The organism is Pseudoalteromonas sp. MT33b (assembly GCF_014117385.1).
Classification (GTDB): domain Bacteria; phylum Pseudomonadota; class Gammaproteobacteria; order Enterobacterales; family Alteromonadaceae; genus Pseudoalteromonas; species Pseudoalteromonas lipolytica.
The window spans coordinates 1,762,984-1,775,862 of the sequence record NZ_CP059831.1 but is presented as its reverse complement, the minus strand read 5'-3'; the positions used below and the strand labels follow the sequence as shown (position 1 = coordinate 1,775,862).

Annotated in this window: 13 protein-coding genes; 11 read left to right on the top strand and 2 right to left on the bottom strand. The window is 40.0% G+C overall.

All coding sequences use genetic code 11. The features are described from left to right. Nucleotides 1-21: 21 nt before the first annotated feature. The 4 genes from H3302_RS08175 to H3302_RS08160 all read left to right on the top strand — a co-directional run bounded on the left by H3302_RS08175 (nucleotide 22) and on the right by H3302_RS08160 (nucleotide 1,708). Nucleotides 22-501 carry a GNAT family N-acetyltransferase gene (locus H3302_RS08175; protein ID WP_182396380.1) on the top strand — a complete coding sequence of 160 codons (480 nt, stop codon included), beginning with the start codon at nucleotides 22-24 and terminating at the stop codon, nucleotides 499-501. Between the two features lie 84 nt (nucleotides 502-585). Continuing rightward, nucleotides 586-1,017 (top strand): DUF3859 domain-containing protein, encoded by a 432-nt coding sequence (locus tag H3302_RS08170; RefSeq protein WP_036968338.1) that lies wholly within the window; start codon nucleotides 586-588, stop codon nucleotides 1,015-1,017. Between the two features lie 17 nt (nucleotides 1,018-1,034). Further along, on the top strand, nucleotides 1,035-1,445 hold the full coding sequence (locus H3302_RS08165) for a GFA family protein (protein ID WP_074989599.1): 411 nt from the start codon (nucleotides 1,035-1,037) through the stop codon (nucleotides 1,443-1,445). Between the two features lie 5 nt (nucleotides 1,446-1,450). Further along, nucleotides 1,451-1,708, top strand: coding sequence for an antibiotic biosynthesis monooxygenase (locus H3302_RS08160; RefSeq protein WP_182396379.1), 258 nt, complete (start codon nucleotides 1,451-1,453; stop codon nucleotides 1,706-1,708). Between the two features lie 590 nt (nucleotides 1,709-2,298). Here the strand turns inward: H3302_RS08160 and H3302_RS08155 are convergent. Beyond that, nucleotides 2,299-3,507 (bottom strand): porin, encoded by a 1,209-nt coding sequence (locus H3302_RS08155; RefSeq protein ID WP_036968343.1) that lies wholly within the window; start codon nucleotides 3,505-3,507, stop codon nucleotides 2,299-2,301. Nucleotides 3,508-3,678: 171 nt separating this feature from the next. Further along, nucleotides 3,679-4,200, bottom strand: coding sequence for a TetR/AcrR family transcriptional regulator (locus H3302_RS08150; RefSeq protein WP_036968346.1), 522 nt, complete (start codon nucleotides 4,198-4,200; stop codon nucleotides 3,679-3,681). A gap of 205 nt (nucleotides 4,201-4,405) precedes the next feature. Between H3302_RS08150 and H3302_RS08145 the strand changes: the two genes are divergently transcribed. The 7 genes from H3302_RS08145 (at nucleotide 4,406) to H3302_RS08115 (ending at nucleotide 12,875) form a co-directional block, all read left to right on the top strand. Further along, a complete protein-coding gene (locus H3302_RS08145; RefSeq protein WP_074988205.1) occupies nucleotides 4,406-5,992 on the top strand; it encodes an ABC-F family ATPase in 1,587 nt (528 codons plus the stop codon). Nucleotides 5,993-6,187: 195 nt separating this feature from the next. Further along, nucleotides 6,188-6,670: a 5-(carboxyamino)imidazole ribonucleotide mutase gene (purE, locus tag H3302_RS08140; protein ID WP_182396378.1), complete on the top strand. Its 483-nt coding sequence runs from the start codon at nucleotides 6,188-6,190 to the stop codon at nucleotides 6,668-6,670. A gap of 1 nt (nucleotide 6,671) precedes the next feature. Beyond that, nucleotides 6,672-7,820 (top strand): 5-(carboxyamino)imidazole ribonucleotide synthase, encoded by a 1,149-nt coding sequence (locus tag H3302_RS08135; protein ID WP_036968354.1) that lies wholly within the window; start codon nucleotides 6,672-6,674, stop codon nucleotides 7,818-7,820. Nucleotides 7,821-7,957: 137 nt separating this feature from the next. Further along, complete coding sequence (locus tag H3302_RS08130; RefSeq protein ID WP_036968356.1) at nucleotides 7,958-8,188, top strand: DUF2798 domain-containing protein; 231 nt, start codon at nucleotides 7,958-7,960, stop codon at nucleotides 8,186-8,188. Next, nucleotides 8,185-9,117 carry a YeiH family protein gene (locus H3302_RS08125; protein WP_182396377.1) on the top strand — a complete coding sequence of 311 codons (933 nt, stop codon included), beginning with the start codon at nucleotides 8,185-8,187 and terminating at the stop codon, nucleotides 9,115-9,117. Before H3302_RS08130 ends, H3302_RS08125 begins: the two co-directional genes overlap by 4 nt. After that, complete coding sequence (locus H3302_RS08120) at nucleotides 9,114-10,277, top strand: endonuclease/exonuclease/phosphatase family protein (protein ID WP_182396376.1); 1,164 nt, start codon at nucleotides 9,114-9,116, stop codon at nucleotides 10,275-10,277. Before H3302_RS08125 ends, H3302_RS08120 begins: the two co-directional genes overlap by 4 nt. A gap of 105 nt (nucleotides 10,278-10,382) precedes the next feature. Further along, nucleotides 10,383-12,875 carry a prolyl oligopeptidase family serine peptidase gene (locus H3302_RS08115; RefSeq protein WP_180311608.1) on the top strand — a complete coding sequence of 831 codons (2,493 nt, stop codon included), beginning with the start codon at nucleotides 10,383-10,385 and terminating at the stop codon, nucleotides 12,873-12,875. Nucleotides 12,876-12,879: the final 4 nt, after the last annotated feature.

Genomic DNA, 12,879 nt, shown 5'->3' with positions numbered 1-12,879 from the left:
AAGTAAAAAGAAGAAATAGACGTGTCTTGTGATGACAACTATGCCTACGATTTAAGGCCCATACGCCATAAAGATTGCCAAGCAATATGGGAGATTTTAAAAGATCCTCAAGTGCAGTCATTTAATGACTATAAAAGTGATTTAACAAAAGGTGACGTATACGATTTTATTCAAGGTGATATCGAAGGTTTTTATAACCAGCAAGGTATACGTTTAGTGATTGTTTTACGAAGTAGTGGCTTAGTAATTGGCAGTATTGGGCTATTTAACATAATAGATGGGCAGGGTGTGTTAGGCTTTGAACTCGCATCTCACTACTTTGGTAAGGGGATAATGCAAAAAGTGCTGTTAGAGTTTTTTCAAAAACTAAATGTGTTTATAACAACTCCTGTTGATAAAGTGCATGCAATTGTTCAACCCGAGAATACAGCTTGCATAAAGCTGCTTGCAAAATGTGGTTTTGAACTTAACAATGAGCTGTGGACAAAACACATCACTTAAAGATGTTATTATAGTACAAGCTTGTTATGGCAAAATGGCTACTATAAAATGAGCGCCTGTTTAATGAGAGGACCTTAAGTCGGTATGGCCAAAGCTAAACCTGTTTCGACTATTGAAAGTTATGGCATCTACAGTCATTGGGATGCAAAAGAAAAAGACCTACCACAAATCACTGAATTTACCACGGATGTGCCAGCCGAGTTAGATATCGAATTTGGCTTTATTGTTAATATTAAAAAAGCAAAAGGCCAAAAAATTAAGTTCTGTGTGTATCATCCAAATATTCCCGATGATGACGGTGAAATAATGCCGCCATTTGAAGGTGAAGAGTATGTAAAAACAAACGACTGGCAGTTTTACTTAGGCGATACTATCTGGGCGCCTGTTGATAATAAAGTGGGTATTTGGCGCATGACTATTGAGCTAAATGGCCATATAATTGCAGATAAATCGTTTAACTTACTGAAACCAAGCGAAGGCTCAGCCAACGATTTTTGGAAGCATCGCGGCTATTAAAAACCACAAGAGGGAATATGTACCAAGGAAGCTGTTTGTGTCGCAAAGTAACGGTAACAATTGCTGGTGGCATAGATTCAATTATTCATTGCCATTGCTCACTATGCCGTAAAAATTCGGGTACCGCTTATGCGACGAATGGGTTTATTCGCCGTGATGGGTTTGCAATTACACAAGGTAAGCAGTATCTGAGTGCGTTTGAATTTAAAGCCGGTAGAATACGTTATTTTTGTCGCTGTTGTGGCTCGCCTATTTACAGTGAAAATAAAGAGGATATGAGTCGTTTGCGTATACGCTTAGGTCTATTGGACAGCGATATTACAGAGCGTCCGATTAGCCATAACTTTGTCAGTTCGAAAGCCAATTGGGATACCTTCGACAGTGATATTCCATGTTATGATGGTTTTGAACCAAGCAGACGTAAGTAACCATTATGATAGCCACGACGCCCAAACCCCCGTATTACGCAGTTATATTTACGAACACCTTATCTGAGAACACCGCAGGCTATGAAGAAATGGCTAACCGTATGGTTGAGCTTGCCGAGCAACAACCTGGTTTTTTAGGCATGGAATCAGTGCGTGATGGTGTAGGGATTACCGTTTCTTACTGGCAAAGCCTAGATGCTATTAAGTCGTGGAAACAACATGTTGAGCACCTCAACGCTCAACAACTTGGTCGCGATAAATGATATAACGCATTTACAACACGTATCGCAAAAGTAGAACGTGAATACTCGCTGTAGAATAGCAGTAACAATAAGAACACATCATACTTTATCTTTATTAATTACACTCTCAGCAATTGAGTGGGGAAGTATAATAATTAATCGCAAGAACGATGGTTCAAGCCCTAAGTAACATCTAATTTAGTCGAATTAACTTTGCAGAGCTGAGTTAATTTTGTTTATCTTTTGCATTTTTGTCGCTTCTTTATTACCAATAACATGTCTTAATTTCGTGCATAAACCCCAGTTGCATTTTGCACTCAGTTACCAGCAAGCCGCATACGTAATATCAGAGCAGTGACTTAATTTCTCCCCATGACATCGAAAATACGCTAGGTATGTAAAAGCTCGCAAAATAGAGGAGTAGGGAAAAATAAGAGTTTTCACAATGGTGTTATCGATAACATCTTTTATGTGTATGTATTTATATTCAATTAGCTTTTAATGATTTGAATGTAATTATCGTTATTGCAGTGTCGTACAGGGTACGTTGGCATAGAGTTATTTATCTAAAAAATAAAGCCCACGATTGTGGGCTCTAAATTAAAACTTAATTACAATGTGTAATTGAAGCCGATGGCAATACCATCATCTTCGGTTTGCGACATTTGAGCTTCTTGCTCTGCATCATTGCTTGAAAAGTCACTAAAGTCTTTACGCGCTTCGATATACAAAATCGTGTCTTTGCCCATGAAATAGTGTGCGCCTAAAACTGCAAACTGACGCTTGAACACATCCTCAGGATCTGCATTAAAGTTTGGCTGGATCACGTAATCGTCACCGGCATCAAACACGTTATAGGCAACAAAAGTACGTAAATTATTGTCGAATCGATAACTTAAAATTGATTCTAACCCGACAGCGTCTTTTATTAAGCGGCCAATGTTATCGGTGTCGTGGTTTTCGTTTTTGTTTATGTTGGCCGATGCATACCAGCCCGGTTTATAAAAGTCACCATAGGTAATGCCCGCACCATAAATTAGATCAGTGACCGATTGATTCCGCCCACCCGCGTATAAAACATCAAATTGTCCACGGTTTACACCCGCTGTTAATTTTAAATTATCAGTAGCAAAATAGGTGAGGGCAGCACCATAGGTTGAATTAAACTCTACTTTTTGCGCAGCGTTATTGCCTTGGTTCCAAAGCACTTCACATGAACTTCGTGATATATCGGCAATATCACATGTATAAAAATCATCAGATTTTAACTGGGCTTGCAGTGCAACATGAAACTTACCCCATTTATTACGGTATTGCAGTACTTTATCACCTCGACCGGTGCCGTTTACTGCACCATCGTCTTTATTATACGTATACACGCCAGCTGCGTTACCATCCCACACTAAACTAAAATTAGTGTTATAAACAACGTCATACCAAGCACCCCATTGTTTACCCAGCGTAATTTGACCATAGTCATCGTGCTTAATACCGACATAACCTAATCGATTATATAAAAACTCATCCTGAATTGATTCAAAGCGATTATTATAAATAATGTCACTACTGCCTACCGGGTTTACGCCCCATTCTAGTAATGCAAATGCATGCCATCCATTTTGTAATTGGCGCTTAAAATCAAAATTAATGCGTGACGCACCATTAACAACTTCTGTCTGACCTTGCGTGTTTATAATACGCGCATCGATAAAGCCGCCTACTGTGACACTGTTCGTTTCATCTTTGTATATTTCGATTGCATCTACAGTGTAACTTGTGAATAAACCAGCAATCAGTGTGGCAGCGAGTGTTCTTTTCATAGAGTACCTTGTTTTATTATTGTCCCTAAGAGGTATAAATTAACTAAAAGATGAAGACTATCAAAGCTAAAATAAGGTAAAAAGTGAAAAAATATCATGAAAGGTACAGCCTTTGTGGAATATTTATTCATTTTCAGTTCACTTCATTGAATAATCAACGTGTTAGTCAGACTAAAAAATAGACACTTTTTGACTAAGTGTTCTTAGCATTAATTTAGTATTGGGTGTGTCTGCACCTAATCCATACAATAAAGTCATAAAATAACAATCAAGCAAGATTGCAGCTTTTACTTTGTTAAATTGTGGTTGGTCAGCAAAAACTAATGAATGCATTAGATCCATATGCTGCTGTTGAAATGTTTGCGAAAACAATCGTTGGCTAAAAAGCACTTTATAAAAACAATGGTGCAAACAATAAAATTGATAAAAATATTGTGCATAGTGATTAAGCTTAAGTCGGGGCGGGCGATGTATATCGGTCTCTTTTGCACGCTCTAACACATCTTTAAAACGCATGTCTAAACACGCCTCTAAAATTGCCACCTTATCAGAAAAATGATTAAACAAAGTGCCTACAGCAATACCGCTTGCTGTAGATATTTGCCTGGTTGACGTGTCGTTAAAGCCACTTTCAGTAAAGAGACTCCACGCTTCGTTCAGTATCCGTGAGTGCGTTTGATCGTGCTTTTTCATGTTTAGCCCATTGATTTATATTGCTAAATTTTTAAATGAGCGCGCTCATAAATAAAAGTGAGCATGCTCATTAAAGGTAGACTGCCCATTTGAAATTGTAAAATCACTGCGCGTATTTAAAGAAACTTTCATGGCGTGCAAAGCGGCTTTAGTTTAAAATTGCACGCAGTTTTATTTTTACTTTTACCCGCTGGAGGGTACCGCTATCATTAGTACAGCTAATATCACCATGCAATTTGGTGCTAAACCTTTATTCGAAAATATCTCAGCTAAATTTGGCGATGGCAACCGCTATGGTCTAATCGGTGCAAATGGCTGTGGTAAATCAACGTTCATGAAAATCCTCAGTGGTGAGCTTGAGCCATCAGCAGGAAATGTCAGCACAGATCCAAACGAACGTATCGCAAAACTAAACCAAGACCAGTTTGCTTACGAAGAGTTTTCTGTTATCGACACGGTTATCATGGGTCATAAAGAGCTGTGGGAAGTAAAAAAGGAGCGTGATCGTATTTATAGCTTACCCGAAATGAGCGAAGAAGACGGTATGAAAGTAGCCGATCTTGAGACCGAATTTGCTGAAATGGACGGTTACTCTGCTGAAGCTAAAGCAGGTGAGTTACTTATTGGCGTAGGTATTGGCACTGAACAGCATTACGGTCCAATGTCTGAAATTGCCCCTGGCTTTAAACTGCGTGTGTTACTTGCTCAAGTACTGTTCTCTGACCCAGATATCATGTTACTGGATGAGCCCACCAATAACTTGGATATTTACACCATCAAATGGTTAGAAGACGTGTTAAACCAGCGCGACTGCACCATGATTATCATTTCGCATGACCGTCATTTCTTAAACTCAGTGTGTACACACATGGCTGATATCGATTACGGTGAATTACGTATTTATCCAGGTAATTACGATGAATATATGTTTGCTGCAACACAGGCTCGCGAACGTTTACTAAGCGAAAACGCCAAGAAGAAAAGCCAAATTGCTGAACTTCAACAATTTGTATCGCGTTTCTCTGCAAATGCTTCTAAAGCAAAGCAAGCTACATCACGCGCTAAACAAATTGATAAAATTCAGCTTGAAGAAGTAAAAGCGTCATCACGTCAGAGCCCGTTTATTCGCTTTGAACAAGAAAAGCAATTATTCCGTAATGCACTTGAGTTAACTAACCTTGCACAAGGCTTTGACGAGATGCTTTTCAGCGGCCTTGAGGGCTTAGTGGAAGTGGGCGAGCGCATTGCGATTATCGGTGAAAACGGTGTTGGTAAAACAACACTTTTAAATACTCTTGCTGGGCGTTTAGCACCAAAGCAAGGTGAGTATAAATGGTCTGATAACGCGAACATTGGTTATTATGCACAAGACCATGCAGATGAGTTCGAAAAAGACATGAACTTGTTTGAATGGATGGAACAATGGCAACAAGCAGGAGATGATGAGCAAGTTGTTCGTAGTTTCCTTGGTCGTATGCTGTTTTCACAAAACGACATCAAAAAATCGGTAAAAGTCATTTCAGGTGGTGAGCAAGGCCGTATGTTGTTTGGTAAGATTATGATGCATAAACCAAACATTTTGTTAATGGATGAGCCAACCAACCACATGGATATGGAATCTATCGAAGCGCTAAACTTAGCCCTTGAAGCGTACGAAGGTACATTATTGTTCGTTTCACACGATAGACAGTTTGTATCATCACTTGCAAATCGTATTTGGGAGATTAAAGACGGTAAAATTATCGACTTTAAGGGAACATATACTGAGTACCTAGCAAGTAAAGAAGCGTAATCGTTAAGTTACTGCTTAAAAGCCATGCAAGTCATGGCTTTTTTGTGCTTCTAGAGTCGCATCTTTATGTGACTTAGGTATATAATACACGCCACAAAATAAGGACAAAAGTCCGCTTTTATACCAATTTGCATGATTAAATTATCAGTTGGTATTAATCGCTTTTTTATAAAATAAATTGATTGAGGTGTAAATATGACTGTTGGCATTATTATGGGTTCCAAATCAGATTGGCCAACGATGGAACATGCGGCGTTAATGCTTGAAAAATTCGGCATTGAATACGAAACCAAAGTTGTTTCTGCACACCGTACTCCTCAATTACTTGCCGATTATGCAAGCTCAGCTGCTGAGCGTGGTATAAAAATTATTATAGCGGGTGCCGGTGGTGCTGCGCACTTACCTGGTATGGCTGCGGCGTTTACCTCGCTACCTGTATTAGGTGTGCCTGTTAAATCTAAAACGCTAAACGGTGTTGATTCATTATTATCTATCTGCCAAATGCCTAAAGGTGTTGCTGTCGGTACGCTTGCTATTGGTGAAGCTGGTGCGGCAAACGCGGGTCTACTCGCTGCACAAATTTTAGGTTGCCAACAGCCTGAAATCTTCGCAAAAGTAGAAACATTCCGCAAAGAACAAACAGAGACTATTTTAGCTAACCCAAATCCTGCAGAGTAATATGAATATTTTGATTTTAGGTGCAGGTCAGCTAGCTCGTATGATGAGTTTAGCAGGCGCACCGCTTGATTTAAACGTGGTTGCTTACGATGTAGGCAGTGAAAAAATTATTCACCCTTTAACAGGTGAAGTTCACAGCAGCACATTACAACAAGCAATCGATAATGCAGATGCTATTACCGCAGAGTTTGAGCACATTCCCGATGATGTCTTAACACTGTGTTGTCAAAGCAATAAGTTTTACCCGGGCAAAGCAGCCATAAAAACTGGCGGCGACCGTGCATTAGAAAAAGCGTTACTCGATAAAACACACGTAGAGTGTGCGCCTTATCAATTAATCACCGAAAAAGCACATTTAATTGCCGCAGTTGAACGTTTAGGTAAACCGCTGGTAATTAAAACTTGCCAAGCTGGTTACGACGGAAAAGGCCAGTGGCGTTTAAAATCAGATGACGAAATTGAACAAATCTGGTCTGAAATGGCAGACTTCATTGCTTCAGGTACTGACTCTGCGCCACATTCAATCATTGCTGAAAAGATGATCCCATTTGACCGTGAAGTATCAATCATTGGTGCACGCGACAAAGCAGGGAACACGGTTATTTACCCATTAACCGAAAATCAGCATACCAACGGTGTATTAACGCTATCTGTTGCTGGCAAAGAAAAAGCGGCCATTCAAGAGCAAGCTGAGCGCGCGTTTAATAAATTAGCGCAAGAGCTTGATTATGTAGGTGTGTTAGCGATTGAATTCTTTGATGTGCAAGGTACATTGCTCGTTAATGAAATTGCGCCACGTGTGCATAACTCGGGTCACTGGACGCAGCAGGGCACTCACTGTTCGCAATTTGAAAACCATATGCGCGCAGTGGCGGGTTTACCTCTGGGTAGCACGGAGTTACTTCGCCCAACAGCGATGATTAACGTGTTAGGCCAACCATCTATCCCTCAATCAGTGCTGGCTACACACGACGTTACGAGTCACTGGTATGGCAAAACAGCAAAGCCGGGTCGCAAAATGGGGCACATTAATGTCTCTGCCGATAATCTTCATCAACTGGGTGAGCGTTTAGCGGCCCTTGCCGAAATTCTACCAGAAGAAGATTACCCAGGTGTCGCAAACACCAGTACACAGTTGATTTTAAACTAATCAGTTTAAATTGCTAAAAGCCGAGGTCTTCTCGGCTTTTTAATGCCATTACATGTATTTACGTCTCTTGTCTCAAAGAGCTTGCGTCTATAAATTCTTCCGATAGACTCCTATTTTTATACTAATATTAGCGTGCTATGTTCCATCCACGATTACAAACAGTCGTATTTGCGTTTTTTATGGCGTTATTTATGTCTGGTTTTATGTCATTGGTGATCAGCATTTTTAACGTTGGTTTTGTCGATAATATTGTGATTCTTTGGTTAAAAGCATGGGCTTTTGCTTTTTGTGTTGCATTTCCTACTGTGATTTTAATCGCGCCTTTGGTGCATAAATTAACAAACAGACTGATAAGAGCCCCGTTGTGATTGCTGAACGTCCCAAACAACTTCTTTTTATTGCGTTATTCTTAATCTCGGCTATTCCTTTTGTAGGTTCTGCTACATCGCTCATTGTAGGGGCTTTATTTGCTATTATTTTGGGTAACCCCTTTGCAGCTCTATCTCAAAAATTGAGTAAGATAATGCTCAAAATTGCTGTCATAGGTTTAGGGTTTGCTGTTGATTTTAATCAAGTTATTGAAGTAGGGCGCAGCTCTATCGTACTCACCATTGTTAGCATTACAGCCATAATTGGACTTGGTGAAATTTTATCTCAGTTATTTAAACTGAATAAAAATACTGGGGTATTGATATCGTTTGGTACGGCAATTTGTGGTGGGAGTGCGATAGCAGCTATGGCCCCCGTAATAAAAGCAAAAGATCATGAAGTCGCCATTTCACTCGCGGTTGTTTTTTTATTAAACGCGCTAGGTCTGGTGCTATTTCCAATGATTGGTCACTATCTTGGTCTAACAGAACAGCAATTTGGTGTATGGGCCGCACTTGCAATACACGATACCAGTAGCGTTGTTGGTGCATCAGCTGCTTATGGCGCATCAGCATTAGCGATTGCAACCACCATAAAGTTAACCCGAGCAATGTGGATTATTCCTTATACAAGTATTGCGGGAGTTTTTTGGAAATCCGATGAAAAAGCAAGTATCCCTTTGTTTATAATTGGATTTTTAGCAGCAGCACTGATAAATTCAAGCTTACCAGAGTATCAACCTCTTTGGCATGCATTGAATATTGGCGCGAAACAAATATTAGTTATGACGCTATTTTTAATTGGCAGTGGCTTATCTGTTACAGTGCTTAAGCAAGCTGGTATTAAACCTTTTATGATGGCAATGATCTTATGGATCATCGTCAGTAGTATTATTTTACTTTTAATAGTAGATGGATTTATTTCATGAAAAACGCCTTATTAACGTCTTCAATTGCACTTGCAACTGGTTTATTTGCAACTAACCTTGTTGCTGCCGACTTACGCGTTGCGACTTTTAACGTCAGTATGGACGCAACAAACTATGCAAGCAAAGGCGAAACAATCGATAAAGACGCGCTCAGTAAAGCGCTTGCAAGTAACCACCAGCAAATTCGTAATATCGCAGAAATTATTCAACGCGTCAGACCTGATGTTATTTTACTCAATGAATTTGATTACATCGATGCAGATAAAGGCATTAATGTTTTTCGTAAAAATTATCTACAAGTCTCACAAAATAAGCAGGTTGCTATAGATTACCCGTATGCTTTCATTGCGCCGGTTAATACAGGTTTACCCACTAATTTTGACCTAGATAAAGATGGTGTAAAGGGGCATTACAAAGGTGATGCGCACGGTTTTGGCTTCTTTGAGGGGCATTATGCGATGGCTGTACTCTCGCGTTATCCTATTGATTTAGAAAAAGCCCGTACACTGCAAACATTCAAATACAAAGATATGCCAAACGCGCAAATGCCTATAGACCCCAAAACAGGTAAAGATTGGTATTCAAAAGAAGCGTGGCAAGCTATTCATTTAAGCTCAAAATCGTTTTGGGATTTACCCATAAAAGTAAAAGGAAAGACATTCCATTTATTAGCTTCGCATCCTACGCCACCTGTATTTGATGGTGATGAAGACCGTAACGGCAAGCGCAACCATGATGAAGTTAGACTGATTGCTGATTACATTAACAACGAAAACTACCTCTATGATGATAAAGGCCAACAAGGTGGCTTAAAACCGAATAGTCGGTTTGTAATTGTTGGTGATTTAAATGCTGCACCAGAAGGGGATAAAGCACGCCCAACGACAACGGATCAAATATTAAAAAATCCACATGTTAATGCGTTGTTTACACCATCGAGTAAAGGTGCAAAAGAGTCTTATAAAGACAGTTACGCTAAAAATTACACCGCGTATTGGCAAGCACGTGCTGATTATGTACTGCCATCAAATTACGGTATTGAAATTAAAAATGGGGGGGTATTTTGGCCAACCAAAGACAGCGAATTGTACCGTTTAATTAAAGATCGTAATGCGTCTTCTGATCATCGCATGGTGTGGCTCGATATTTCGTTAAAATAAGCTGTTATTAAACGGAAAAGTTTGGCTGTTTATCCTATTAAAATTGCTATTTCATCAGTGCTTCTGCTTAAATAAGGCGAATTATAATTACCTGTAAGAAGCACTATGAAATTCAAAACCACTGCTAACAAAACGTTAGTGGCTCTCGCAGTCGCATCTAGCTTCATGCTAGCTGGTTGTCAAACAACCGCCTCAACTGCAACAGAAGTAAGTCCTACTCAAGTTGCTCCAATGGTTGCTACACCCGTAGACACTGGTTCATCTGAAATTACATTAGAGCAAGCTATGGCTCACCCTGATTGGCTTGGTCGTCAGCCTGAGCGCGCTTTTTGGAATGGTGACTCTAAAAGCATCGTTTATGCTCAAAAGCAACAAGGTAACGAATTACGTGACTTATATGTTCAAGCGGTTAATAGCCAGTCTGCATCTCAAGTTGCGTTAAATAAACTACACACTGTTGGTGCAAAAAATGCTGTTTATTCAACAGATAAAAAGCAACAGGCCTATGCATTTGAAGGCAATATTTTTGTTAAAAACTTGAGCTCAGGTCAAATAACGCAGATCACACACGACAGTGCACAGCAATCAAAACCGCAGTTTTTAACCGACGGCAATCTTGCTTACCGCCAAGGTAATGCATTTTATAAAGTTGATTTAGCGACAGGTCGTCAAGTAGAGCTTGTAAATCTGCACTTAGACGATGCACCAAAAGGTGTTCAAGAGCCTGACACGTATATTGCAAAAGAACAGCATAAATTAATTGATTACATTGCACTTACGCACAAAAATAAAAAAGATCGTGAAGCGCGTGAAGAACAAATCAAAGAGCAAAACGACAGCATTGCAAATTCACAGTTTTATTTAGGTAAAGGTAAGCGTTTAGCCGATGTGCAGCTTTCACCAAATGGCCAAGCATTAGTTGCAGTAACCACCGAAAGCCGTCCATGGCGCGATGAAGGCGATATTATGCCTAATTACATCGCTGATGATGCGCGAGTTAAAGCAGAAAAAGTACGTCGCCGTGTTGCAGATGAAAAACCAATCAGCTCAGATGTTATTTACATTGACCTTAAATCGGGTGAGCAAACAACACTGGCGTTCGACACATTACCAGGCTTTGATGAAGATGTGCTTGCCGCGGTAAAAAAAGAAAACTACGCCCGTGATGGCAAAACTTACAAGTCTGAAAAAGCACCACGTGCAATTAATCTAATGATGGACTGGGGTTGGGATCAAAGTGCAATCCAATGGAACACCGATGGCTCAAAGGTTGCGCTTATGCTTGAAGCATGGGACAACAAAGACCGTTGGTTAGCAACTGTTGATACAAAGAATAACACACTTGTTTCTCAACACCGCTTACACGATGATGCGTGGGTTAACTATGCATACAATGACTTTGGTTGGTTAAATAACTCAGATACGCTTTACTACTTATCAGAAGAGTCTGGTTACAGCCATATCTATAAAAAGCCGCTAAATGGTAAAGCAACACAACTTACTAAAGGTCAGTTTGTTGTTTCAAACCTAACATTAACCGCGGATAACTCAGCGATTTACTACAAAGCAAATGTTGAGCACCCAGGTCTATACGAAATTTACCGTGTAAATCCTGCTAACGGTGAGTCTGAGCAAGTGACTAACCTAGACGGTATGACTGATTACCAGTTAAGTCCAGATGAAAGCAAATTACTGCTAACTCACTCAAAAATTATGTCGCCACCAGAGCTATATGTTGCTGATGCAAAAGCAAATACACAAGTAACTCAGTTAACGCATACGGTGTCTGACGAGTTTTTGGCTAAGAAGTTAATTGCGCCTAAAATTGTTGCTGTGCCTTCAAGCCACACTGATCAACCTATTTACGCAAAAGTGTATTACCCCGCTGACTATAAAGAAGGCGAAACCGGTAAAAATCGTAAAGCAGTTATCTTCAACCACGGTGCAGGTTACTTACAAAACTCCCACATGGGGTGGTCTGGTTACTTCCGCGAGTTTATGTTCCATTCACTATTAGCATCTGAAGGCTATGTAGTCATGGATATGGATTATCGTGCGTCGAAAGGGTATGGCCGTGATTGGCGTACTGCAATTTATCGTCAAATGGGCACACCAGAGATTCAAGATTTAGCCGATGGCGTAAGCTGGATGGCTGAAAACGCGAATGTTGATACACAAGCTGTTGGCACGTATGGCGGTTCTTACGGTGGCTTCATGACGTTTATGGCACTATTTACCCAACCTGATTTATTTAAAGCGGGTGCTGCACTTCGTCCAGTGACCGATTGGGCTCATTACAACGGACCTTATACGTCTAACATCTTAAATCATCCAGATGTTGACCCGATCGCCTACGAAAAGAGTTCACCAATTTACTTTGCTGAAGGCCTGAAAAGTCATTTATTAATTAATGCGCCTATGGTTGATGATAACGTATTCTTCCAAGATTCAGTGCGTTTAGTACAACGTTTAATTGAGCTTGAAAAAGAAAACTTTGAAACAGCCATCTTCCCAGTTGAACCCCATGGTTTTGTACAGCCATCAAGCTGGTTAGATGAATACCGTCGTATTTATAAGCTATTTAAAGAAACGCTTTAATACT